This window comes from Mycobacteroides franklinii, from assembly GCF_002013895.1.
GTDB classification, from domain to species: domain Bacteria; phylum Actinomycetota; class Actinomycetes; order Mycobacteriales; family Mycobacteriaceae; genus Mycobacterium; species Mycobacterium franklinii.
Window position 1 is genome coordinate 59,208 of record NZ_MAFQ01000008.1, and the last position, 22,734, is coordinate 81,941.

Sequence of the window (22,734 nt, forward strand, 5' to 3'; positions counted from 1 at the left end):
TGGTCGGCATGGCCGACCCTCAAGACCGCGCCCTCGGCGCAGCCCTCCGCCGCCGACGCGAAGCACTCGGACTTCAACAGCGAGAGGTCGCGTCGGCGGCAGGGCTTGCCTCAATCATCTACGGGCGCATCGAACTAGGGAACCGCCCGGTGCGGGCGACCGAACTCCGCGACATCGCTCGTGCCCTCGGCGTGGACATGGGATCACTACTGGACGAAATAGCTCCCGTGACTGCAGAGGAGCTGGTGCAGCGCGTCGTCATGCAGCGGGACGCCGCCGCATCCGCGCTCCGCGACTACGGGTCGGCGTTCACCGAAGCGGCGGCTGCCGTAGTCGCGGATGGCGCGTTCGTCGGGGATGGCTGGAACGACCTGGAAACCCCCTCTGACCTGGCAGAATACCTCTGGGACACTCAAGACCACTACAAACCACTGCGAGCACCCGCCGAGGTCGCGCCCGTCTTGCAGCAGGTGCTCGCACGGGTGCATGTGAGCCTGGTGACCCTCTCCCCCGCGACGGAGGGTACGGATGGCTGACCCACAGCGGCGCAAGCCAGGTGTGGCCCTGGAAGACCTATGGTTCTACACACGGGGGCAGCAGGCGGGTGAGAAGAAGCCCCGCCATGGTCGCGGAAAGCGTTGGCGTGTAACAGTTATCGGCTTAGACGGCGAGCGTGAGACCGAAGCGTTCGACCGTAAAGTCGATGCCGAGACCTACCGCGATGCCGCAACTACGCGGCTCACTACAGGCACTTACGTCACGGAGAAGGCTGGACTGGTCACGGTGGCCGATGTCTACGCCGAGTATCTGTCCCACCAGAAGCCAGGCGGGACACGCGCCAGGCGCGAATCCGCTTGGCGCACATGGGTTGCACCGAAGTGGTCCAATAGGACTGTCCGCGATGTCCAGCGTTCGGGTGTCAAAGCCTGGATGGTCGAAATGCAGGACAAGGGCGCAAAACCCACCACCATCGAGTCCGCGATGGAAGTGCTGCGCGGGATACTGCAAGTGGCAGTGGACGACAAACGCCTGGCGGAGAACGTCGCCAGGAATCACAAGCTCCCCGCCCGCACCGACCCACCCAAGGTGTACCTCTGCCATGAACAAGCCTGGGTACTCGCGGGAGTCATAGACAAGCGCTACCGCACGCTGGTGTTGTTCCTCGTCTATACCGGCCTGCGGTTCGGGGAAGCGGCAGCGCTGACTGTGCAGGATGTCGATTTCTTGCGTCGCCAGGTCTATGTCCGCCAGCAGGTCTCGGAAGTCGAAGGCAAGCTCAACTGGACGCCTACCAAAGGCAAACAGAGGCGACATGTGCCTGTGCCGAAGTTCCTCATTGAGCCGCTGAGCGTGCAGTGCAAAGGGAAGAAGCGGGCCGACCAGGTGTTCACCGCTCCCGAGGGCGGGGTACTCCGTCTCAACACGTGGCGCGACCGCATCTGGAACCCCTGCGTGAAGTCTCTGCGTGAAGTGGACGAGCAGGGAGTTACCCATACGGACTTCCCGGACGCTACCCCGCACGATCTGCGCCATACGGCGGCGTCGCTGGCTGTCCAAGCTGGAGCCAACGTCAAGGCGTTGCAAATCATGCTCGGCCACAAGTCCGCGACACTAACTCTGGACACCTACGCCGAGCTGTTCCCTGAGGACTTGGAGCAAGTCGCCGCCACCCTGCACGCTGCCGTCGAGTCGATGGGGCGGGTAGGCAGTGGGTAGGCAAGAGTTTTGGTCCGCCTTGAATTCGTTGGACAGATTGGAAGAAGAAAATGCCTATCTAACTGCTATAACACGTGTTTCATATTGTGATAACAAATCAGATGTTTCCCCAGTTCAAGCTGTGTAACCTTCGTTCGGGACGAAGAGGTCGTGGGTTCGAATCCCGCCACCCCGACTGGTGTGTTCGCAGGTAGAGGCCCTGACCGGGAATTCTGGTCGGGGCCTTCTTACTTCCCAGTCCGCAGCTGGTCCGCAGTGGATTCCAAAGACCGCATCCGCGCCGCATCTAGTGCAACCGAAACCTGCTCCAGGTCGTCCGGGAACAAGTCTGCATAGGTGTCCAGGGTCAGGACTGCGGACGCGTGCCCGAGCATCGTCTGGACGGCCTTGACGTTGGCCCCCGCGCTGATCGACAGCGACGCCGCCGTGTGGCGAAGGTCGTGCGGTGTCACGGTGGGGTACGCCGGGTCTGCTGCCTGGAGACGTTGGACGGCCACGTTGAAGACCCGCGGCCGCCACGTCGACACTCGCAGCAGTGCTCCTCCTGGCGATGTGAACACCAAGTCCTCACGCCGCTTACCCATCATGAGCACGGCCAGCGGCTCGGCCAGGAACGCCGGGAACGGCACCGAGCGACGTTCGTGGGATTTCGGCGACGACCACACCACACGTCCCTTCACCTCGGCGACCGCCTCACGGATATTCACCCTGCGACGCAGCATGTCGAATGACTCCACCCGCAGCGCTGCCATCTCGCCCCAGCGCAACCCGGTGTAGGCCAGAAATCGAACAACGATGGCGTACTCGCCGACCTCGCGGGCCAGAAGTTCCACCTGCCGGTGCGTCAGGTAGCCCCGTGCTCGGTGCTGTCGTCGCGGCGACTTCACTCCCATACACGGATTGCGGGGGATCCGTCGATCGTCGACGGCCATCTCCAGAATCTGTCTCAGGACGCTAAGCGCATTCTCGATGGTGGCCGGTTTGGCTCCACCCGCCGCCAATTGCTGCACCCACGCCCTGATATCCGACGATTGCACGTCGGCTACTGCGACCGCGGCCCACCGGCCTTCGACGTAGCCCGACCATGCGAACGCGCGTGTCGCAACCGTCGTCTCCTTCAAATGGCCCTGGGTACCAAGCCACTTGGCGTGCAATTCACGGACGGTAATGCGCCCGGCTTTTGGCGCGACATAGGTTCCTATCGTCTGCGCGGCTGTGATCTCGTTGAGAAAGGCCTGAGCGTCCACCTTGCGGTCGAACGAACGGGTGTTCTCACCGCCTTGATCATCGACATACCGGGCCAACCATCGGCGCCCTTTGCCATTGCGCGCGGCAGGGGTCCCGTCCGATCGACGCCACCTGTCCTCGACGCCGGCGCGGCGGTTTCGTCGCTGCATGTGAGCCACCTCCGTTGGGTGCCAGATTCCCACCGACCACCGACAGCCGACGAAATCGTTCGACTGGAGCCAATTTATAGGCGAAGTTGAGGGTACTGGTGGACAAATGCAGGGCGCCACCACCACCGTTGGATTCGTTGACAGAACCCACTATTGAGGAGCAGCTACATGGATCTACTGAGTGCCAAACAGGTTTCAGACATCATCGGCATTCCCGTTGGAACTCTCCGCTACTGGCGCCACTGCGACATCGGACCGGCCAGTTTCACCTTGGGCCGCCGAGTCGTCTACCGGCGCGACGAAGTGCTGCGATGGATCTCGGAGCAAGAAAGCGCAACCCGGCGCGGAGGCGGAGACGCCGCGTGAACCGCACCCACGAAAAAGACCCCGGGGCCTAGCCGAGGTCTTTGTTCGAACCACCTGATCATCCGACACGGAAGTTCCACATGAGAATAGCTCGTCAACGCAGCCTGCATAAGCACCGTATGCAGGAAATCCTATGAGCGACAACACCGAGACGGACAAGAAGTCGGTAGCCGCACGCTTGGTCAGCATGGCACAGGAACGCTACCTGCTCGGGCTCTCAGAAGAGGGCGAGCCGTTCGGCGCTGACCGCGACCGCCCGCACTTGGTGATGCTGCTCCGCGCCGGCAAGGCCGGTCTACGCGCCGACCTCGCCGCACGGTACTTCGCCGAAACCGGCGCGGTCGCCGGCGGCCAGGCGCTGACTGACGCCACCCTGATCCTCGAAGGTTTGGCTGCCACGAAGCCGCCCGAACGCCTCAACCTCCGCGTCGCTGACGATGACGGCACCATTTACATCGACACCGGACGGCCCGATGTCCAGACGATTCGTATCCGACAGGGCCGGTGGACGCTCACCGAACGGGCACCTGTGCGCTTTCTGCGTACCAAGTTGACCGGGGCGATGCCGCTGCCGGCTCAGGGCGGGAATGTCGAGAAGCTCTGGGATTTCGTCAACGTCGACTTTGAAGACCGACCGGTCCTCCTTGCTGCCCTCGTTGCCGCTCTTGTCCAGACGGACGTCCCCCACCCGATCTTGGCGCTGTTCGCCGAGCAGGGCAGCGCCAAGAGCACAACCACGCGCATGCTGGTCGATCTCATCGACCCGTCACCGGTCCCCCTGCGGCAGGCACCGCGTGACGCCGACTCGTGGGTCACTGCAGCCTCCGGTTCGTGGGTCGTTGCCTTGGACAACCTGTCGACTATCTCGCCGTGGTTGTCGGATTCTCTGTGCCGCGCCGCCACCGGCGACGGCAACGTCAAACGGGCGTTGTACACAGACTCCGATCTCGCAGTCATCAAATTTCGGCGGTGCGTCATCATCAACGGCATCGACGTCGGAGCAGTGCGGCCCGACCTCGCGGAGCGACTGGCGACTGTCGACCTGCGACGCATTGATCGCCACATGCGACAACCGGAAGCCACGATGCGACAACAGTGGCGCACGGCTCTACCAGGGATTTTGGGCGGGCTTCTCGATCTGGCCGCCGTCGTCCATCAACGGCTGGAAACCATTTCGGTCGACGTGTCGCCACGGATGGCGGACTTCAGTCGCACGCTGGCGGCCGTTGACGAGATTCTGTCGACCCATGGCTTCCGGCGTTACCTGTCACGCGCCAATCAACTCTCCGAAGACAGCCTGTCCGCCGACCCGTTCATCGAACAGCTACGGCTGCACATCCGGGAACCGCTCGTCGCAAAGTCCGGAGGCGACCTGCTGGCGACAGTCACGCCAACCGGCGACACCTGGCGCAGGCCGAAGGAGTGGCCCCGGAACGGGCGGGATGTCACGGCCGTCCTACGACGGCACGCACCCGCGCTACGGAGTCTGGGTTGGGCGATCGAAGACGATGGCGCTCGAAATCATCGGAATGTCCTGTTGTGGACCGTCTACCCGCCCTACAAAGATGTGTCGGCCAAACAACACTCGCAATCCTCGCGTCCCTCGCGCATTTCGGCTCCGCGGGAGCAGTCGTCCTCTGTTCAAGAGCTGCCCGCGCACCGCCAGACTGTCCCGAAGGGTCATTCAGCCGACGATCTAGACGTCGAGGCGTCGTGACCGCGCTTGTCGGGCTAGCGGCGTCGGCACCATCGGGCAGAATCTGGACCAGGTCCCTCAACGGGAGGAGTGGTCTTCGTGAGCACGCAATTCGACGCGATCGTCCAGGCGGTCATCCACGACTGGCCTGACTACGGGTGGTCAGGCCAGTTGGAGGCGGCCATCAAGCAGCTGTATCTGTCAGATCTTTCTTATCCAGCAACATGGTCCAGCGAACGCCGCGAGGAGTTCGCAGAGCGCCACGCCGGCGACGATGCGCTTCTTCTCACCACCTCGTTGGACGATCTCATCGATACCGTCACAGATCGCTATGCGCGCGATCACGGAGTTCTCCCCCATCGTGACGATGCGACCCTGCTTCTCGAAGCGGCGCGACGAGACGCAATCGACGAACTGGAGCTCCGCTTCGTGGCTGACCTACCTGCCGAGATCGCCGCGTTGACAGCCCACGGTGTTGGAAGGGCAAATGGCTCTCTGACGGCGTGCGGGCCGGCCCAACGGCGGCAGAGCAGCACACTGCGCCTAAGCCGTCCTTAGGTAGGTTCCGTTTTGCGGCGGCACCATCCGCTTCGAAATGGCCTTTCGCACTCCCGTGTCGACAGACGAGATGCGATCGAGCGGCGCATAGATCCCTTGAAGCCGCGTTCGCTATTTCCGGACCGGGGGCCGCTGCCTCTCCTGCTCCTCATCTCTGACGATAGCGCCTACACTTGTCGGTAGGTGCATCTAAGGTGCATCTCTATGGACAGGACAGTATGACCATCGATCCACACACACTTCGCCCAGCTGAGGACGTTCCATTGGGGGGGCTGCCCTCGGCCGATCCGACCCTGCTCGGAAACGCTCCCCTCGAAGTCGCAGTGATCGAGATCCGGTATACCGCCCGTACCGACGAGATCACACCGGAGGTCGCCGCTGCTTTCCGGGACGACCTTGTGGAGAACACGGGGGTGGACTTCCCGAGCATTCAACCCACCGTCCAACAGCAGATGAGGATCGACTTCGGGGCCAACGGCGTTTCCCAGGTGGCAGCGGAGTCCAGTGGGTGGCAAATTGCTTCCGCGGACGGAGCACACGTCACGCTCATGCCCGACATCCTGATCATGCAGGTCAACCGCTACGAGCGGTGGCGTACCAGCATGAAGGCTCCGCTAACCGTTCTGGTCGAATCTCTCGGACGGTTAGTCAAGCCATCGTTGGTGCACCGCATCGGTCTGCGGTACGTCGACCGCTTCCATGACAGTGGGTTCAACTCTGCAGAGGCTTGGCGTGGCCGGATCGACGACACCCTTCTGGGCCCTGTGCTTAACCCAGTGTTCGGCGGCAGTGTTCGAGGTGCTCAACAGCAGGTGGAGATCCGGCTTGATGATCATCACGGCGCGTTGCTGCGGCATGGACCAGTTCGCGATGATTCGGGCAAGTGCGTGCAGTATCTACTCGATACGGACGTGTTCCGCCACTCCTCATTCACGTTCGACGTGCGAGAGGTCGTCATCTCAGCGGAGCGGCTGAACCGCACTTCGTTGTCACTTTTTCAGGCGTCGGTTACCGATACCTACCTGAAAGAGCTTCGAGAAGGGAGCGCGAAATGACGATCATGGAGCAGCAGCCGACCGGCTCCCGCGTGCTCCGGTCACCTTCCTGGGCCCGAGCACAAAAGGGCCTGTACCCGGCCCCTTGCGAGGACGGACTCTGGTCCAGCACGTTCGTGGAGATGAGTTCATCGCCGGGGTTGCGGGATGTCGTCGCGCATTTCTCTGGAGCCCTCGACCCGTGCGGATGGGATCAGGTTCGCGTCGAAGTTTTCAAGAGTCTCGACGGGCAGATGAACCTTCCGGGCTCGGCGCTGTGGTTGACGATGCCGTATACATTCATCGATACGGTGCTGTCCGACGAGCAACAGGTCGACGAGACGGTCGATGTTCTTGATGCCTTCGAACGAATCCGAGCCGAACTGGGCCTAACGCAGAAGGAGATGTTCAAGGCCACCGGCATCAACAAGCGCACGTTCCACTCGTGGGCGGCAAAGCCCCCCGCCAGCCGGCCCCGTGTAGCCAGCTTGGGTGGACTGTGGGAGTTGGCGGACGCCGTCGACGACCTCCGCAGCACACTGGACCAGCCGATGAACAGGTGGCTGCGTGCCGACAAGAAGCGAGCCTCCGCACTACTCGACGGCCGGTTCGACGACCTCGTTGACCTGGCTGTGGATCGGACGCCGTTCCCTCGGCGAGAGATCGGCACTTCGGTATACGAGGGGATCGCCGAACACGTCGAGACACCGATCATTCGAACCGGTGGTCCGGTGGTGACCGAGAACGTCGAGGACGGATTCGCCCGGTGACTATTGATCGACTCCTGCCGGAGCGATGGCCCCCGCACACGCTTCTCGCTCTGGAGCGGTGGCGGCAAGGGCATCTTCTCCCGATGGATCGCGGCGCATGGATCGTCCCAGCGTGGGTAGACGACCCTGTAACCGGAGAACCCGCTGCCGATGGAGCGTTGGGTGAGGTGCGTGCTCGGTCAGCACCATTGAGTGACAGCGGGTATGCCGCGGTGGTGTCACAGACCTGCGACATTGCGGGCGGTCCCGGGATGCGGCATCCGCTGGTGCAGGCATGCCCGGTACGCGACATCTCAGTCTTTTCGACGGAGAAGGTCCAGCAGATCAAAGACCATCAGCTCTCCGACTACGTCTGGCTAAGTGAGCCTCCGGTTCCTGGAGCGGTTTGGGCCGTGGACCTGCGCGCGATCGTTCCGGTCAGCAAGGGTTTGCTCGCTGCGCAGGAACCGGTCGTGGGGTTCGCCTCGATTGAGGACGAGCTCATTCTCGGACAGCGCCTTGCCAGCAAACTTGGCCGGCCTGCTGTGCACGATGCGCTTGCCGGTCCGGTATTCGAAGCTCTGCGCAAACTCATTTCGAAGGCGAAGAAGTCGCAGGACTGGTGCGATGACGTCGAACAGCTTCGTTTGGAGATCGTCGAGGGGACCACACTGTATCCGAAGCGTGTGCGACTACTCGTGCTGACAGACGTCCGCTTCGGACCGTCGGAGAAGAAACCGCTTCGCGACGAATGGAAGTCCCATCGGAAGTCATTGAACGCCGCCGGGATTACTTGGGAACCAATCCATTTCCTCACGGTCGACAAATGCCCCGTGCGACTCTATCGCGCGTCGGTACCCATCGAAGCGCCGACTCTCGAGCGCGGACGGTTTGCATAGACCCACTCGGGGTGTCCGCCTCACCAATCGCACAGCTGATTTCGGACAGGGTGGCCCCACGTACCTATCGAAGCACGCCGCGGTCCGCTCCCGGCCGGATCGCGGAGTCAGAAGGCAGGTTACGAGCGACTGCGCTCACTGGCGACGGATCCGCCCTAGGGCGCTCGGCAACGCCGATGCCGATGTTGCGCAGGACGCACATCGATTGCCTGGCGGGTTATCTGCCACGTGACCCAGGTTACGCAGCGCGCATCACGCGGGCACAACGGGCGTTGACGACCAGATGATCGATACGGTTGCTGAGCCGTTCAGGCGCGATACGGATAAACAGCTTTGGCGAGATCACGCGCCGCCGTCAGAGTCGCTCGGTCGAGGTCCTTGTGCCGTGCCCGTTCCGTGAGCCTCGCTAGCAGCGTGCACAGCGCCCGCTCGTCCCGGGAGGCAATGTCTGCGGCGTCGAGCGCGCTGACAGGGACAGGAGCCGGTGAATCTTCAGGCGTCAGGGCGAGGTCGGTCGCGGAACCGGCCCTCGGCACCTCGACGACGCGGATCGGCGTTCCGTGGCGCTCGGCAGCCATGCGTGCAGCAGATGAGTCGCGCCGACACGTGTCCGAGCAGTAGAGCCGGCAGCGTCCGCGACGTGGCCTGTCTTCAGGATCCATCATCAACACATCGCATCGCACGCACCGCGGCCACTCCGTGTCCACACGAGCGTCGCGCCATGCATCAGCGCGCGCAGCCGGTTGCTTCTTAACGGCTTTCGCCGCCTTGCTGCGCAGCAGCGCGCGTATCTCTCTGACATCAACACCGACCAGCTCGGCGATAGCCGCCAACGTCGCGCCACGTTCCCGCATGTCCTTGATCGATGCACAGGCTTCCGCGTAATAGCGGCTGCGCCTGCGCTGCGCCTCCGCCTCCGCTTGCTGGCGAGACTGCGCGACGCGACGGGCCTGCCATTCGTCCACATCCTGCAGGCGTCCGATCAACGCCCGAACGGCGGTCGCGTCATCGGCGTTGGCACGGTCCTGCTGCGCTCGCACTTCGTTCGCTCGGCGTTGCGCCTCGACGGCGCGACGACGCGCCTCCAGTTTCGACACAGCAGTCATGTCGACAACCTACGAAGCAACACGAGGTTTCGTCCACGACCACAGCCACATTCGTCTCAGTTCCGCGCGTCGCTCAGCGTCACTTCCGATGGCGCGCCCCGGCCGCTGTCGTCACTGCCGAGTAACCCGCCCCGCTTGCCACCAAGCCATCCCTGCCAGCCAGTTCCTCCAATTCCGACACACCTCTTGCACTCTGGGGCCAGCACGATCACTTTTCGTCGGACGATAAACACGCATCGATCCGCAATGCCATTGACGAAAGTGCTACGGGGTCTCAACGCGAGCAACCGCACTGCGAACGCTGAGGCGGTTCACGTCGCCTGGCCCGACATAGTCGTCGTGGGCATGCCTGCGATCTGCGTGCACGGCCCCTAGCGAGTGACGGCGAACATTTCGCCGGTGCCATCGCCGACGTGACTGGAGTGCAGAGGAAAGTTCGAAGACCAGCCAGACTGGGCGCAGTGAAACTCGTTGCCGCTAGAGGGCTATGCGAGCGGTCGCCCTGCATGCAGACTGGCGGCCTTCACGCGCTTGGTCTCGCCATCGTCGCTCTTGCAGTGGGCGGCGAGAAAGCCATCGACGAGGTTCTCGCAGTCGTCGTGAGTGATGCCGCGAATCCCGGTCATCCGGGCAAACGCCAGTGGGCCGACCAGTTGGCACAGCGCCAGTTCTCGGTCGAAGTTCTCCAACTCGGCTTGCGCCGTCGGGCTAGAGAGTATGGCGTCGAACGGTTGCCGGTACTGGTCGACGACTCGGGCCCGCAACGCGCCGGATGTGTGTCGATCATCGGCTTCGTTCGTCGGGCCGGTGGGACCAAGGGACAGCCATGCCAGCGTCGTGACATGCAGTGGCGCGTCGTTGAAAAGAGCGGCTTGGCGGCTTAGCAATTCGATCAACTGGTCACGCAGAGGGCCGCTGGTCGGTACCGGAGTCGCCACCTGGGGAAGCAAGCGTTCGAACGTGGCTGCGAGCAGGTGCGACGAACTTTGGAAATGGCGGTAAAGCGTGGTTCTGGCCACTTTGGACGCTTTGGTGACGGCATCGATCGTGACGGCTTCCACGCCGCCAGTGCTCAGAAGGGTCGCGGCTGCATCCAGCAGTCGATTTCGAGACCGGATTCGCCGCGGGTCCACGTCATCGTCAGGGACCGGCGCTGGCTGACTGTCGCTCACTCATTCACCTCGGCGGTCGATTTCACGCGATGCTGTCCTGGCAGTCTAGCAGTGTGGTACTAACGGTATCGAAGCGAAACCGATAGTATTGGAGCGTGATTGTGCCGGAAAGCGCGTCGCTGCCGAAGCGGTTACCTTCGCACACGACAACGTGCATGGGTTGCGGCCCCGACAATCCCCACGGACTGCAGTTGGTGGTGCACCGCCGCGGCGACGCGGTGTACTCCGACGTGATTTTCGACGAGCGCCACATCGGGGCTCCTGGGCTGGCCCATGGCGGAGCAGTTGCGGCGGCGTGCGATGACGTCTTGGGATTCACATTGTGGATCGCCGGCACACCAGCGGTGACTCGCAGCCTGACAGTGGAGTATCTGCGGCCGGTACCTCTGCATCAACCCCACAGGATCACCGCCCACATCCGGTGCCGCGAAGGACGGGCTCTGCACGTCATGGCGACGGGCACTGATTCCGATGGGGCCAACCGCTTCACCGCCACTGCGGTATTTGTCGCGGTCAGCCAGGATCACTTCGCTGCGCACGGCGACGTCAGTGCTTTTGGCGGCCTTCTCGAACAGTTCTCACGTCACGGCGGCCTCGACGACGGGCGACCATGACGCTCCCCCTTTCTCGCAGCCATGGCAAAACCCGACCGCTGGAGGCAAAATCAGCCGGCGGCCGGACGCGGACCGCTGTAGCGCCCGCCTCGCATTCATCCACCCAGCGCCGGGAAGCGATTCTGGACGCGGCCCTGCTCGTGGCCACGTCAGGTGGCTATGAGGCGGTTCAGATGCGGTCGGTCGCCGAGCGGGCCGGTATCGCCGTCGGCACGCTCTACCGCCACTTCCCGGCGAAGACCAACTTGTTGGTGGCGGCGCTATCGCGCGAGTTTCGCCGACTCGACTCGGCTGACGACTGGGCTAGCGGTGACGGCACGCCATTGGAACGGCTCGAACGTCTCACCACACACCTACATGACCGCTGGCAGCGCGATCCCTGGCTGACATCAGCCATGACACGAGCGTTCGCCGTTGCAGACACCCGGGCAGCCGCAGAACTAGACTGCGCCGCCGCCGAAATTCAGACCCTGCTGGCCCGCACGCTCAGGGGCGGCGAACCGACTCCAGCCGATTTACACATCGCCGCGATCATCTCCGACGTGTGGCTGGCCAACCTCGTGGCCTTTTGTGGCCACCGAGCGTCGGCCGCCGATACTCGCGAACGCATCGACCTGGCCACTCGGCGCGTGGTGACCAGCCGCGCACGACCCGCGGAAACCGCATAACGATACTAGTAGTATCGCAGCGCTACCTGAAGTACCCTTAGGGCGAGGCTCGATGACGCGGCGAAGGAGAGTGCCATGTATACCCAATGGATCGAAAATTGTGTCGTGCAACGCGTCTCCGTGCGCGACGGCCTGGTCCTGGACCTGGACGACTACAACGAGATTGTCATCTCGTGCCCCTTGCTGCTGACACTGCCTGCGGTCGACCCGTATCCCGCAGAAGCGGTACGCATCGATCCACTCAAGATCGCGACTGACGAACGCCCGTTGTTGAACCTCGCCGGCGCGGTGTGCACTCAGGCCTGGTCCGGCGACGATGGAGGGCTACACCTGAGGTTCTCGCGTGGACACAGCATCGACGTCGACCCCGATTCCGAGGAAACGGCATGGGAGTTGTACGGCAAGCGCCACGGCTACATGGCATGCCTACCCCGGGGGCGGGTACGCGTGGTCCGCCACGACCTCCCCGACAGCGACGACGCCAACATCCTCAACAACGCCGCACAACCGTCGGCGGGGTCGGCGCGACAGACGCACTAAATGCGACCGCGGACGGGGACGGGTCAACTTCGGCGGCAATGCGTGGATCAGATTGAACGTGGACCGGACTGCCCTGGCGACATCGAGGCGGGCGAGCATTCCCGAATGATGCTGTCGAGGTTTTGCTGCACGCGCTCGGGAGCGATGCCAACCGATGGTGAATACAGCATGATGTGGTCGAGGACGCCGTCGTAGCGTCTCAGCTGTTCACGGACCTCGTGTGCCGTCCCCGCGACGCCCATGGTGTCGATCATCTCCTCGGACACCGCGGCGAACATCGCCGGGAAATCGCGCTGGGCGAATGCTTCCCGGATGGTTCGGCCTTCGCTGGCGAAGCCGTTCACATCAAGTACCGTCTCGTAGGATTTGACCGAGGAGTAGAACGCAATCTGCTGCGCCAGTTCGCGCCTGGCGACCTCGGCGTCGTCGTGGATGGCGCACATCACCATGGAAATGATTTCCACGTCATTGGGGTCGCGGCCGGTGTGCGCGGCACCCCTGGCGATAGCGGGCCGGACGATCTCCTCGACGTAGGTGGTGGTGAACAGGGGATGTCCGGCCAGCCCGTCGGCCACCCGCCCGGCCGCCTCGCACATCCGAGGCCGGACACCGGCGGTGACGATCGGGATCGGCCGGCTGGAGGGTCCCACGTCGCCGGTCGGCGTGAGATTCATTCTGTAAAAACGACCCTCGTGATGGATCGGGCCTTCATGCAGGTTCCATATCCGGCGCAGCAGCATCACGAGTTCTTCCATCCGCAGCGCGGGCGCGGAGGTGTCGGGCACGCCGTGCCAGTCGCTCATCATCCGCTTGGTGCCGTTGCCGATGCCCAGCACCAGCCGTCCGTTGGAGAGTTCGTCGAGATCACGCGCCTCGGTGGCCAGCACCAGGGGGCTTCGGCCGACGCCGTAGAGAATGGAGGAACCGATCCGGCAGTTCTGTGTGCAGTTGGCCATCGCGGCCATGGAGATCGAACCCGACCGGGAGTAGAACTCCGAGGCCCATACGGCGTCGAACCCGGCCGCATCGGCGGCGTGTGCGGTCTGGGCCAGTGACTTCAAATCCGCGCCGAGAACCGACAGGCCGTAGGTGCTCATGACCGGTCTCCTGTGCGCGGGCGCGGGCCGTCGAATACGACGGCGCTGACCCGTGGCCGCCGTCTGGTGGAGGTGATCCTCGGCGACCAGGTACATGAGTGCGTTGATGATGTTTGCGTCGAGCGGGGTAAGAGACGTGGAACGCGCGCGGCCAGCCGTGCGCCACCTCCAAGGCTGGTGCTCAGCATCTTCCCTCCCTGGGTGACCGCACAATGCAGGGTGTCGAAGTCGCCTTCTGTATGGAACTAGTGAAGTGCGCCATCGTGACGACGACGAATAACCCTGAGGCGGACGCGACTAGCTGACCGGTAGTCTCCTCGCGCAATTCTGTCCGGACTTCGAGTTTCCGGCCGGTCTTGGACACCAGCTCCGCGCTGACCTCGTAGGGGACCCCCAGCAACACCGGCGCGTAGAACTCGGTATCGAACCTGCGGGTGACGGCCATCTCACCGACGACGTACAGCAACATGCCCACCATGTCGTCGAGTACGGTCATGACTGCGCCGCCATGTGCGATACCGGGTGCGCCGCGATGTCTGCCGTCGAAGATATGCCTGGCACCCACCCCGTCGCCATGCCGACGCGCTCGCAGGCGATGACCGTGCGGATTGTCTGTGCCGCAACCAAGGCACCACGGGTGGTGCGCATCAAGGTAGTCGCCGTCGGCGGCGACAGCACGATCCTGAAAGCTATGCCACCATGCGATGGCCGAATCTTCTTCCGCTTGCTCTTCGATGACGAAACCCTCCTAAATAGACCCTCGTAGCGCGTGGTTCACCACACGACTGAAGAATTGCGCCGGCGTCGACTGGGCTGATCGCCGGTAGATATGTATGTAGGACTCGTTAGCCCGCCGAGATCATCGCTGCGACACACCTTCCGATTAGGACACTGTCGGCTATCTGGTCCTGCCCGTAATCCCTTGGACTGCAGTGTATTCATAGCCGGCCAGATCGCGTCACAATGAACTGGCACACAGTCCGCAGCGCCTCACAACTCCTGGGAGAAGGCGTCACGCTGGGCTCCAGCGCCAGCCATGAGCGGGCCGTACCGGTGATGCAACTCTGTAACGATGTCGGTGAAGGGGAGATCGTGGTACCAACCGCGGTCGTTGAGGTACTCCATGTGTTGGCTTCCCCCACCGTCGTAGGCATGGAGGAGCGCATCGGTGTGGCCGTCGAAGTCGATCGGAGGTACACCGAATCGCGCGCAGAGCTCGGCATTGAACGCCGGAGTGGCCTTCACCCAGCGGTTGTTGAGTTGTAATTCGCTATATCCGTGGTAGACGAACACGTCGGTACCTCCCATCCGGGCACGCAATGTGGTGGTCTGCAGATGGTTGCGCACGTCCGCGAATCCGAGCCGGGCCGGAATGCCCGCCGCACGAGCTGCCGCGGTCAGCAGCACCGCCTTCGGTATGCAATACGCCCTCGACGCTGTCGCTACATAGCTCGCCCGATAATGCTCGGGATCGTCGTCGGTGCTATAGGGATCGTACCAAATCCTGTCCCGCACAGCGGTGAAGATCAACCTCGCCTTCTGCACAGGGTCACGAACGTCACCGACCGCGTCCTCGGTGAAGCGCTGTACATCGTCGTGCTGCCAATCGAGGAACCCAGTTGTCTCCAGGAAACTCGATTCGTTTGAAGTGTCGCTCACAGATAGCCTTTCAGATAAGCCTCGAGGCCGGTATCGACAGTGCCAACGGATCGACTGGCCGTTTCGAGGGCTTCGACGAGGCGTGTTTCGGAGTCCGGGATCGTCGCGGCGATTTTGGCCGCAGCGAGACTACGACTCCGTAGCGATGTGCCGGCATCGGTGGCTGCGGCCGCAAGCTCAGACCACGCTTGGGAAGCGTGTCGGGCCGCGGCCGCCGCTTCGGCTGCGGCGGCGTCCCCGAGGAGATCGGCGATATTCTGGCAACCTTGTGCTTGCAGCATACGAAAGAGCCCGCCACCGGTTCCGGCTTTCTCGATGAACGCCCCGAGCCCGAACAATGCCGCGGTCAGGGCGTCGTCATCAAACACCGTTGGCCAATGCCGTACGTCATCGGCGAACTCCTGCACACCCTTCAAACCGGAGGCCTCGACTTCAGCTGCCTCGATGCGCAGTAGCGGCGCACCTACGGCACCGCCGCGCATGAAAGCTGCGCTCGCGGCTAATGCAGTGGCGGCAATCGGCCCAAGGTCGGGCACTCGCTCCGGCCAGTCGACGTGATATGTGGTGTGCCGGGTCGGTGTAGGGAACCCTACCGAGGACCGCGCCCGGCGCAGGTCGTCATAAGCCACCGTTTGGGTGGTCTCGCGGTCATTATCGACCACATAGGCAACCCCTTGTTCGTCATCATATCCGGTGATGACGATGTCGTGACGGCTCATGTGCAATCGGACGCGCAGGTAAGGAAGTTCGCCGATGTCAGCCCAGACCATGACGGGTCGGCCCTTGTCGACTTCGTCGGTAACAAATGACCATCCCACGTCTGCGTCATCGGTCGATCGCACTACGCAGTTTGCACCAACTCGGGAGAGGTAGTCTTTTTCCAGGTCGCTTCCTCGTCCTACCAGGTAGATCTGGGGAAACAATTGCGTAGAGCGGACGTACGAGAAGTCCAAGGCTCCGCCGAGGGTGAAGACCAATCCTTCACTGAGTGTTTCTGTCCCCCATCCTAGTTGTGCCCATTCAGTAAGGTCACGCAGCGCACCGGAACCACAGTGCCCTCCTCTCCTGTGGGGATAGGGAATTTCAATCCTCGCCATCGCCGCTTCCTCTCTTGTCCAATAGCACTGTTAAGACTCATCGAAAGCTACGTTCCATCAAGGCGTCGCGGCTGGCGGTAGGTGCCAGAACTGGTCGACCGCAGCCAATCTCACCCGCGCAGCTCGACCGCCTATGACTATGGGAAACATTGCTTTCGATCGCTATCCGCATCAAAGCGTCAACGGTGAGAGCCCCTGACCCGCAGCATCGCCATCGTTGTACTGAGCTCGCTTGGTGCCGTTTTGCGCTTCCCTGCTTTCGGTGCTCTGTCAGAATCGGATGAGTCCTCGGATGTTGCGGCCTGACCGCATGTCGTCGTAGCCCTCATTGATCTCATCGAGGGTGTACTCACGGGTGATCAGCTCGTCGAGTTTGAGTTGTCCGGAGTTGTAGAGTTCGACGAGCCGCGGGATGTCGTGGGCGGCGTTGGACGAGCCGTAGAGGGCACCGCGGATCTGCTTTTCATACAGCGTTAATTCCAGCAGCGAGCCCGACATCGACGTGTCTTCGGGGTGTCCGATCGCGGTAATGACCACACGGCCGCGTTTACCGACCAGTGATAGCGCCTCAGCGGTGTAGGCCCCTTCGGCGACGTCGGTGGTCAAGACGCAGACGTCGGCGAGTTTGCCACGGGTGATGTCGCTGATCAGTGACCAGGCCTCATCGATGGTGGCAACGGCATGCGTCGCGCCGAAACCGCCAGCTTGTTCGCGCTTGAACTCCACTGGGTCGACAGCCACGATGGTCAACGCGCCAGCGATGCGGGCGCCTTGGATCGCATTCATGCCGATGCCGCCGGCGCCGATCACGACCACGGTATCCCCGGCGCGCACGTCACCGGTGCGTACCGCCGAGCCGTAACCGGTCGTGACACCGCAACCGATCAAGGCCGCCTTGTCCAACGGTGTCCCGTGGTCAACCTTGACCAAGGAGGCCTTCGGCACCACGGTGTATTCCGAGAACGTGCCCAGCAAGCACATCTGGCCGACATCCTCGCCGCGGGCATGGAAGCGGTAGGTGCCGTCGATCTGGGGTCCCATCATGATCGCCGCACCCATGTCGCACAGGTTTCCCATCCCGCGCGCGCAGTAAGAGCAGTGCCCGCAAGACGGCAGGAACGTCAGGATGACCGAATCGCCCTCGGCCAGGTCCTCGACACCTGCACCCACCTCGACCACGGTGCCGGCGCCTTCATGACCACCGACGACGGGCAGCGGAAACGGCAGATCACCGGTCACCAGGTGTTCGTCTGAATGGCACAACCCGCTGGCGGTCAACCGGACCAGCACTTCATCCGCACCGGGCGGATCCAGCTCGATCTCATCAACCTCCCACTTCTCTCCCAAGCCCCAGAGCACGGCAGCGCGTGTTTTCATGTGTGTCCTCTCCTCAACGTCGGTGCTTCCGTAGCAGTGGATGGTTCACGCCAGCGTCTCGACGGCGAGCTCACCGTCGGCATGCTGGCGGCGCAGCTTCTTCTTGTCGAACTTGCCAGTAGACGTCAACGGAACGTCGGCGACGAACGCCCACCGTTCCGGTAGCCACCACTTGGCCACCCGTGCACGCAGGAACTCAGTCAACTCCGCAGCGGTGGCGGTGCAGTCAGCGGCCAGGACCACCACTGCCAGCGGCCGTTCCTGCCACTTGTCGTCGGGCACTCCAATCACCGTGGCGGTGCGTACTGCAGGGTGAGCGGCCAACTCGTTCTCCAATTCCACCGAGGAGATCCACTCCCCTCCAGACTTGATCACGTCTTTGGCGCGGTCGGTGAGAGTGATGAACGCATCGGCGCTGATGGTCCCGACATCCCCGGTGCATAACCAACCGTCCGGCGACACCGCCGGACTGTCATGCTCGTAATAGGACTGAGTGATCCACGGGCCGCGGATCTGAATCTCCCCCACCGACAGTCCGTCCCAAGGTTGTTCTGCACCGCTGTCATCAACGATGCGCGCCTGCACACCGGCCACTACCCTGCCTTGGGTTCCCCGCAGGTAAAGGGACCTCTCCGGGGTGTCGGTGTTCCGCGGCAGAGCGACCGCAGCCAGCGGGGAGGTCTCAGTCATCCCCCAGGCCTGCACGATTCGGATGCCCAGTTCGTCATAGGCAGTCATCAACGACCTCGGAACCGCCGAACCACCGCACGCCACCATCTCCAGCGAACTCACGTCGTGGCCGGGATTGTCGCGCAGGTAGTGCAAGACATCGGTCCAGATCGTCGGCACAGCGCCCGCCATCGTGGGCCGGGCCGCCTCGATCATCTCCACCAATGGCCCCGCCTGCAGGAAACGGTCAGGCAGCAGAAGCTGCGCCCCCGCCATCATCGCCGCATACGGCAACCCCCAGGCATTAGCGTGGAACATCGGAACGATCGCCAACACCGTGTCGTCATGACCGATGCCCAAGGCGTTCGAGGTGCACGCCGATTGAGAGTGCAACCACGTCGAACGGTGGCTGTAGACAACGCCTTTCGGGTGCCCGGTAGTACCGCTCGTGTAGCACATCGCTGCGGCCGACTGCTCGTCGACGTCGGGCCAGTCGAACGTGCTCGGCTGGGCTGCCACCACATCGTCGTAGCGAAGGACGTCCTTTCCGCAGCCCTGCACTGCGGTAAGATCACCCGTGCCGGTCACCAGCACCGTGCGCACCGAGGTCATCGACGGCAACGCCGCCGCCAACAGGTTCAGCACCGTACCGTCGACGATGATCACCTGATCTTCGGCATGATTGGCGATCCACGTCAGCTGTTCAGGTGGCAGCCGCAGATTCAACGTATGTAGCACCGCACCCATCGACGGCACCGCCGCGTAACAGTCCAGGTGCTCCTGGTTGCTCCACTGCAGCGTCGCGACACGCTCGTCTCCACAAATGCCTATCTCGCGCAACGCATTCGCCAACCGCGCCGCACGCTGCCCCAACTCATGATACGACACCCCAGAGATCTGTTGGGGTCCGCGTGCGGTCAACACCTCGCGATCGCCATGGACTGCCGCAGCATGGGCCACGATCGCGGGCACCGTCAACGCAACGTCCTGCATCGTGCTCCTCATCGAGAGCCCGCCCGACAACCCTTGATGAGGCGACGGTCACGCATCGATGAGGTCCTGCCGATCCTGACTCTGCAGCATCAACCGGTACTCGGGGAACAGATTCTTGGCCTGCGGAATCAACTTGATCAACTTCGGCACCGGGCCCTTTGCGCGCACCGTCCCCTTGGCCATCGCCATCGTCAGGTTCACCTTGCCCAGCCAGAACTTGTTTCCAGTGTCCGCCGACATGAACAACTCCACGTTGGGCACCGCGGTACTGGCCGCTCCGGTCTCCACCACCTTCTTCGGCATGTCCACCGTTACCACCGCGTCCGGATCGGTGTAGTGCACCCGTAACACCACACCCGAATTTGCGAGCTTGTCCGCCAGTCCCTCCTTCTCCAAGCCCCGTTGAAAGATCCCACCCAAGAAGGCATAGACCTCGTCCTCGTCCTTGAATACCGCCACCGTCAATCTCCACCAATCTCGTTGTCAGAACAGAACAGTCGCGAGCATCGACTCAAGACGATGCTCCCCCCGCAAAAATCGTCACGCCTGTTGGCGACCTCCACTAGCTTCTGATGCGCTGCGGTAACACCGCCGAGGTGCCCGGCGGCATCCGCTAGCCAGTCCCCGCGGCCAGCGGAGTTGGATGGCGGTTCTCGCTGACGTTCGTCTCCGACACACGCGTCGCAATCGCAGTCGCCGTCCCATCGCCCATGCAGCCATGACCTCAGACCGAGCCGGCGAGCATGAGTTCGGCCCGTTCGACGGGGACCTGCTGCGTAATGACCCGCTTGCTGAACATGAAGTCGCGGGGGCGATTGATGCAGTCGGCGGCGATGAGCTCGCCGGCACGCAGGTAGAAGCAGGTGAAGTCGCGGTCGCGGGTCGGGTCGCCGCTGAGGACCACCTCGTCGTACCCGGTGTTGAGACCCGCGATCTGGAGCTTGAGGTCGTATTGATCTGACCAAAACCAAGGCAGCGCTGATATCTTCTTGGACTTCCCGCACAAAGTCGCCGCCGCGACTTTGGCCTGCTCGGCCGCACTGGGCACGGACTCCAGACGTATACGGCGGCCGTAACGAGCCATGTCGTGGCTGACGCAGTCCCCGGCGGCCATGATGGCGGAGTCGCTGGTCTGGGCTTGGTCGTCGATCACGACGCCGTTGTCGACGACCAAGCCCGCGGCAGCGGCGAGCTCGGTGTTCGGCTCAACGCCGATGCCGACAATGACGAGGTCGGCGGAAATCGATTCGCCACCGGCCAGGACTACTTCGCCGACTTTGCCGTCGCCAGACAGAGCCTCGACCCGCGCGCCCGTCTGGATGTTGACGCCCGCCTCCCGGTGGATCCGGTCGAAGAACGCCGATACCTCCGGGGCGGTCACCCGTTCGAGGACGCGCTCCGTCGCCTCGAGCACGGTGACCTCTAGACCCAACGCACGCAAGGAGGCAGCCGTCTCCAATCCGATGTAACCGCCGCCGATGATCACGGCTCGACGCCCCGGTCTGGTGGCGTCTCGGATCATCTCGACGTCCGCCGCGGTGCGTAGGTAGAAGACTCCGGCCAGGTCGGCGCCTGGGGTGGAGAGCCGACGGGGGCGCGCGCCCGTGCACAGCGCGAGCCTGTCGTAGGGCAGCACCTCGCCGGTGCTCAGCGAGAGGTGACCCGCTGCGCGATCGATTGCCTCCACCGTCGCATCCAGAACTTCGATTCGCAGCTTTGTGTAAAACTCGGCGCTGCGGATCGCGAGCTTGTCGACTGTGCAGTTCCCGGCCAGATATGCCTTCGACAGCGGAGGGCGTTGGTAGGGCGCTGCCGATTCATTGCCGACGAGGACGATCTCGCCGTCCCATCCTTCTTGACGAAGGCTGGCCGCCAGTTGGGCGCCCGCGTGGCTGGCGCCCACGATGACCGCTCGATGCAAAGTCATGCGCCGGCTTTCGGGGTGAGGCGGACCATCAGCTTGCTGATTCCCCTGACGAAGTTGGATTGCACGTATTCGGGCTCACCAATGACCTCGATCTTCTCGAAACGAGGAAGCAGCTCCTCCCACAGGATCCGCAACTGCATCTCGGCCAACCGGTTGCCCATACAGCGGTGGACGCCGAACCCGAAAGAGATGTGGTTGCGGGCGTTGTCCCGGTCGATGATGAAGTCGTCGGGCCGATCGAATACGCGCTCATCGCGGTTTCCCGATGCGTACCACATCACGACCTTGTCACCCTTGCGAATGAACTGACCATTCAGCATGGTGTCGGCCTTGGCGATCCGGCGCATGTAGGCGAGTGGCGTCTGCCATCGGATAATCTCGGAGTTCATGTTGGGGATCAGGTCGGGATTTGCTTTCAGCTTCTCGAACTGGTCCGGGTAGCGGTTCAACGCGAGAACGCCGCCGCTCATCGAGTTCCGGGTCGTGTCGTTGCCTCCGACGATCAGCAGCAGAAGGTTGCCCAAGAACTCCATCGGCCGGTCGATCAGGTCTTTGGTGCTTTCATTGCTCTGCAGCATGGTGATCAGATCGAACCCAGGCTCTTCTCCGGCACCGGTCCGGGCCGCCTTGTCGTGCCAGTGCCGGCTGAGATCTCGGGCCATGGCGCGCATGCCGACGAACGTCTCGTCAAGGTCCGAGGGACCGCCGTTGGTTTGCTCCATCGAGGTTGCCAGATCCGACCACTCGACAAGCTTGCGACGCTGCTCGTACGGAAAGTCCAGCAGGGTCGCAAGCATTCGAGCGGTCAGCTCGATCGAGACGTCGTGAACCCAGTCGAACGGCTGATCCACGGGGAGGTTATCCAGCACCTCCCTTACGCGCGAGCGAATCAGACCCTCCATTTCCCGTAGGTTCTTGGGTGCGACCACCCCTTGGACAGCCGCCCGCTGCAGGTCGTGGCGTGGTGGATCCATCGCGATGAACATCTTGATATCCAGGAAGCGGGGCGGCACCCCGATGACGATCAATGGCTCAGCGGAGAAGACCTCATGATTCTTGTCGACGGCCACGATGTCGGCATGCCGGGTGACGGACCAAAACGGGCCGAAGGCACTGTGCCGCTGATAATGGACCGGAGCTTCGTTACGCAGGCGCTCGTAGTATGACTGCCAGCGCCCCTGGCGATAGAGAAAAGGATTGCTGAGATCGATGTCGGCGAGTTCGACCTCCTCGGCCGGCGGAATAGGACGCTCTACAAAGAGTTTCTTCCCGTTCGTACCGGTCACCCAACGCCGAGTTTTGTCGTAGGCGTGTGCACCTTGAATCTGCAGGTCGATCGGGATGGTCGCCTGAACTTTCTCGGCGACCTTTTCAGAGATTTTTACCATGTTTGACCACTT

At 62.8% G+C, this 22,734-nt stretch carries 24 protein-coding genes; 12 read left to right on the forward strand and 12 right to left on the reverse strand.

Features of this window, described 5'->3' with window-relative positions:
* Nucleotides 1–8 precede the first annotated feature (8 nt).
* Together B4393_RS14760 and B4393_RS14765 are read left to right on the forward strand one after the other, a co-directional pair.
* Nucleotides 9–536 carry a helix-turn-helix domain-containing protein gene (locus tag B4393_RS14760; protein WP_157901280.1) on the forward strand — a complete coding sequence of 176 codons (528 nt, stop codon included), beginning with the start codon at nt 9–11 and terminating at the stop codon, nt 534–536.
* Nucleotides 529–1,716, forward strand: a complete 1,188-nt coding sequence (locus tag B4393_RS14765) for a tyrosine-type recombinase/integrase (protein ID WP_078334767.1) — start codon at nt 529–531, stop codon at nt 1,714–1,716. Before B4393_RS14760 ends, B4393_RS14765 begins: the two co-directional genes overlap by 8 nt.
* A 227-nt stretch (nt 1,717–1,943) precedes the next feature.
* Here B4393_RS14765 and B4393_RS14770 read toward each other — a convergent pair whose 3' ends face one another.
* Nucleotides 1,944–3,113 carry a tyrosine-type recombinase/integrase gene (locus B4393_RS14770; protein ID WP_067992226.1) on the reverse strand — a complete coding sequence of 390 codons (1,170 nt, stop codon included), beginning with the start codon at nt 3,111–3,113 and terminating at the stop codon, nt 1,944–1,946.
* A 168-nt stretch (nt 3,114–3,281) separates the two neighbouring features.
* On the opposite strand from B4393_RS14770, the gene B4393_RS14775 reads away from it, so the two are divergent.
* The 6 genes from B4393_RS14775 to B4393_RS14800 all read left to right on the forward strand — a co-directional run bounded on the left by B4393_RS14775 (nt 3,282) and on the right by B4393_RS14800 (nt 8,415).
* Nucleotides 3,282–3,479, forward strand: coding sequence for a helix-turn-helix transcriptional regulator (locus tag B4393_RS14775; protein WP_062657835.1), 198 nt, complete (start codon nt 3,282–3,284; stop codon nt 3,477–3,479).
* Between the two features lie 133 nt (nt 3,480–3,612).
* Nucleotides 3,613–5,196, forward strand: coding sequence for an ATP-binding protein (locus B4393_RS14780; RefSeq protein WP_067992223.1), 1,584 nt, complete (start codon nt 3,613–3,615; stop codon nt 5,194–5,196).
* A gap of 78 nt (nt 5,197–5,274) precedes the next feature.
* Nucleotides 5,275–5,733: a transposase gene (locus tag B4393_RS14785; protein WP_131822210.1), complete on the forward strand. Its 459-nt coding sequence runs from the start codon at nt 5,275–5,277 to the stop codon at nt 5,731–5,733.
* 218 nt (nt 5,734–5,951) lie between these two features.
* Nucleotides 5,952–6,788 (forward strand): TIGR04255 family protein, encoded by an 837-nt coding sequence (locus B4393_RS14790; protein WP_070953156.1) that lies wholly within the window; start codon nt 5,952–5,954, stop codon nt 6,786–6,788.
* The gene (locus B4393_RS14795; protein WP_043985060.1) at nt 6,785–7,537 is read left to right on the forward strand and encodes a helix-turn-helix domain-containing protein; all 753 of its coding nucleotides are present in this window, start codon (nt 6,785–6,787) and stop codon (nt 7,535–7,537) included. The genes B4393_RS14790 and B4393_RS14795 overlap by 4 nt, the downstream gene beginning before the upstream one ends.
* Before the next feature lie 251 nt (nt 7,538–7,788).
* On the forward strand, nt 7,789–8,415 hold the full coding sequence (locus B4393_RS14800) for a hypothetical protein (protein ID WP_083000307.1): 627 nt from the start codon (nt 7,789–7,791) through the stop codon (nt 8,413–8,415).
* Nucleotides 8,416–8,723: 308 nt separating this feature from the next.
* Here the strand turns inward: B4393_RS14800 and B4393_RS14805 are convergent, their stop codons facing one another.
* Nucleotides 8,724–9,521 (reverse strand): coiled-coil domain-containing protein, encoded by a 798-nt coding sequence (locus B4393_RS14805; protein WP_067992214.1) that lies wholly within the window; start codon nt 9,519–9,521, stop codon nt 8,724–8,726.
* Between the two features lie 485 nt (nt 9,522–10,006).
* Nucleotides 10,007–10,693 carry a TetR/AcrR family transcriptional regulator gene (locus tag B4393_RS14810; protein ID WP_067992211.1) on the reverse strand — a complete coding sequence of 229 codons (687 nt, stop codon included), beginning with the start codon at nt 10,691–10,693 and terminating at the stop codon, nt 10,007–10,009.
* Nucleotides 10,694–10,848: 155 nt separating this feature from the next.
* Here B4393_RS14810 and B4393_RS14815 point away from each other — a divergent pair, with 155 nt between their 5' ends.
* The 3 genes from B4393_RS14815 (at nt 10,849) to B4393_RS14825 (ending at nt 12,515) form a co-directional block, all read left to right on the forward strand.
* Nucleotides 10,849–11,307 (forward strand): PaaI family thioesterase, encoded by a 459-nt coding sequence (locus B4393_RS14815; RefSeq protein ID WP_218620378.1) that lies wholly within the window; start codon nt 10,849–10,851, stop codon nt 11,305–11,307.
* The gene (locus B4393_RS14820; RefSeq protein ID WP_067992207.1) at nt 11,304–11,975 is read left to right on the forward strand and encodes a TetR family transcriptional regulator; all 672 of its coding nucleotides are present in this window, start codon (nt 11,304–11,306) and stop codon (nt 11,973–11,975) included. Before B4393_RS14815 ends, B4393_RS14820 begins: the two co-directional genes overlap by 4 nt.
* Nucleotides 11,976–12,050: 75 nt before the next feature.
* The gene (locus B4393_RS14825; protein ID WP_062655118.1) at nt 12,051–12,515 is read left to right on the forward strand and encodes a DUF6188 family protein; all 465 of its coding nucleotides are present in this window, start codon (nt 12,051–12,053) and stop codon (nt 12,513–12,515) included.
* Between the two features lie 47 nt (nt 12,516–12,562).
* Here the strand turns inward: B4393_RS14825 and B4393_RS14830 are convergent, their stop codons facing one another.
* A complete protein-coding gene (locus B4393_RS14830; RefSeq protein ID WP_062655119.1) occupies nt 12,563–13,612 on the reverse strand; it encodes an LLM class flavin-dependent oxidoreductase in 1,050 nt (349 codons plus the stop codon).
* A gap of 181 nt (nt 13,613–13,793) precedes the next feature.
* Complete coding sequence (locus B4393_RS14835) at nt 13,794–14,177, reverse strand: PaaI family thioesterase (protein WP_078281697.1); 384 nt, start codon at nt 14,175–14,177, stop codon at nt 13,794–13,796.
* Between B4393_RS14835 and B4393_RS14840 the strand changes: the two genes are divergently transcribed.
* A complete protein-coding gene (locus B4393_RS14840; protein WP_162291742.1) occupies nt 14,145–14,378 on the forward strand; it encodes a hypothetical protein in 234 nt (77 codons plus the stop codon). The genes B4393_RS14835 and B4393_RS14840 overlap by 33 nt on opposite strands.
* 224 nt (nt 14,379–14,602) lie before the next feature.
* Here B4393_RS14840 and B4393_RS14845 read toward each other — a convergent pair whose 3' ends face one another.
* The 7 genes from B4393_RS14845 to B4393_RS14875 form a co-directional block, all read right to left on the reverse strand.
* A complete protein-coding gene (locus tag B4393_RS14845) occupies nt 14,603–15,271 on the reverse strand; it encodes a transglutaminase-like domain-containing protein (protein ID WP_043985051.1) in 669 nt (222 codons plus the stop codon).
* Complete coding sequence (locus B4393_RS14850) at nt 15,268–16,368, reverse strand: BtrH N-terminal domain-containing protein (RefSeq protein WP_067992202.1); 1,101 nt, start codon at nt 16,366–16,368, stop codon at nt 15,268–15,270. Before B4393_RS14850 ends, B4393_RS14845 begins: the two co-directional genes overlap by 4 nt.
* 270 nt (nt 16,369–16,638) lie before the next feature.
* On the reverse strand, nt 16,639–17,745 hold the full coding sequence (locus B4393_RS14855; protein WP_067992199.1) for an NDMA-dependent alcohol dehydrogenase: 1,107 nt from the start codon (nt 17,743–17,745) through the stop codon (nt 16,639–16,641).
* Between the two features lie 45 nt (nt 17,746–17,790).
* Nucleotides 17,791–19,407: a fatty acid--CoA ligase gene (locus tag B4393_RS14860; RefSeq protein WP_078290122.1), complete on the reverse strand. Its 1,617-nt coding sequence runs from the start codon at nt 19,405–19,407 to the stop codon at nt 17,791–17,793.
* Nucleotides 19,408–19,455: 48 nt separating this feature from the next.
* Complete coding sequence (locus tag B4393_RS14865; RefSeq protein ID WP_067992196.1) at nt 19,456–19,866, reverse strand: SCP2 sterol-binding domain-containing protein; 411 nt, start codon at nt 19,864–19,866, stop codon at nt 19,456–19,458.
* 265 nt (nt 19,867–20,131) lie between these two features.
* Nucleotides 20,132–21,334 (reverse strand): NAD(P)/FAD-dependent oxidoreductase, encoded by a 1,203-nt coding sequence (locus B4393_RS14870; RefSeq protein ID WP_067992193.1) that lies wholly within the window; start codon nt 21,332–21,334, stop codon nt 20,132–20,134.
* On the reverse strand, nt 21,331–22,722 hold the full coding sequence (locus B4393_RS14875; protein ID WP_011895434.1) for a cytochrome P450: 1,392 nt from the start codon (nt 22,720–22,722) through the stop codon (nt 21,331–21,333). Before B4393_RS14875 ends, B4393_RS14870 begins: the two co-directional genes overlap by 4 nt.
* Between the last annotated feature and the right edge of the window lie 12 nt (nt 22,723–22,734).

What these genes read in the sequence shown, in the direction of transcription:
- B4393_RS14760 (WP_157901280.1), top strand. Translation starts at nt 9, where the DNA reads ATGGCCGACCCTCAAGACCGCGCCCTCGGCGCAGCCCTCCGCCGCCGA.
- B4393_RS14765 (WP_078334767.1), top strand. Translation starts at nt 529, where the DNA reads ATGGCTGACCCACAGCGGCGCAAGCCAGGTGTGGCCCTGGAAGACCTA.
- B4393_RS14770 (WP_067992226.1), bottom strand. Translation starts at nt 3,113, where the DNA reads ATGCAGCGACGAAACCGCCGCGCCGGCGTCGAGGACAGGTGGCGTCGA.
- B4393_RS14775 (WP_062657835.1), top strand. Translation starts at nt 3,282, where the DNA reads ATGGATCTACTGAGTGCCAAACAGGTTTCAGACATCATCGGCATTCCC.
- B4393_RS14780 (WP_067992223.1), top strand. Translation starts at nt 3,613, where the DNA reads ATGAGCGACAACACCGAGACGGACAAGAAGTCGGTAGCCGCACGCTTG.
- B4393_RS14790 (WP_070953156.1), top strand. Translation starts at nt 5,952, where the DNA reads ATGACCATCGATCCACACACACTTCGCCCAGCTGAGGACGTTCCATTG.
- B4393_RS14795 (WP_043985060.1), top strand. Translation starts at nt 6,785, where the DNA reads ATGACGATCATGGAGCAGCAGCCGACCGGCTCCCGCGTGCTCCGGTCA.
- B4393_RS14800 (WP_083000307.1), top strand. Translation starts at nt 7,789, where the DNA reads ATGCGGCATCCGCTGGTGCAGGCATGCCCGGTACGCGACATCTCAGTC.
- B4393_RS14805 (WP_067992214.1), bottom strand. Translation starts at nt 9,521, where the DNA reads ATGACTGCTGTGTCGAAACTGGAGGCGCGTCGTCGCGCCGTCGAGGCG.
- B4393_RS14815 (WP_218620378.1), top strand. Translation starts at nt 10,849, where the DNA reads ATGGGTTGCGGCCCCGACAATCCCCACGGACTGCAGTTGGTGGTGCAC.
- B4393_RS14820 (WP_067992207.1), top strand. Translation starts at nt 11,304, where the DNA reads ATGACGCTCCCCCTTTCTCGCAGCCATGGCAAAACCCGACCGCTGGAG.
- B4393_RS14825 (WP_062655118.1), top strand. Translation starts at nt 12,051, where the DNA reads ATGTATACCCAATGGATCGAAAATTGTGTCGTGCAACGCGTCTCCGTG.
- B4393_RS14830 (WP_062655119.1), bottom strand. Translation starts at nt 13,612, where the DNA reads ATGAGCACCTACGGCCTGTCGGTTCTCGGCGCGGATTTGAAGTCACTG.
- B4393_RS14840 (WP_162291742.1), top strand. Translation starts at nt 14,145, where the DNA reads ATGTCTGCCGTCGAAGATATGCCTGGCACCCACCCCGTCGCCATGCCG.
- B4393_RS14850 (WP_067992202.1), bottom strand. Translation starts at nt 16,368, where the DNA reads ATGGCGAGGATTGAAATTCCCTATCCCCACAGGAGAGGAGGGCACTGT.
- B4393_RS14855 (WP_067992199.1), bottom strand. Translation starts at nt 17,745, where the DNA reads ATGAAAACACGCGCTGCCGTGCTCTGGGGCTTGGGAGAGAAGTGGGAG.
- B4393_RS14860 (WP_078290122.1), bottom strand. Translation starts at nt 19,407, where the DNA reads ATGCAGGACGTTGCGTTGACGGTGCCCGCGATCGTGGCCCATGCTGCG.
- B4393_RS14870 (WP_067992193.1), bottom strand. Translation starts at nt 21,334, where the DNA reads ATGACTTTGCATCGAGCGGTCATCGTGGGCGCCAGCCACGCGGGCGCC.
- B4393_RS14875 (WP_011895434.1), bottom strand. Translation starts at nt 22,722, where the DNA reads ATGGTAAAAATCTCTGAAAAGGTCGCCGAGAAAGTTCAGGCGACCATC.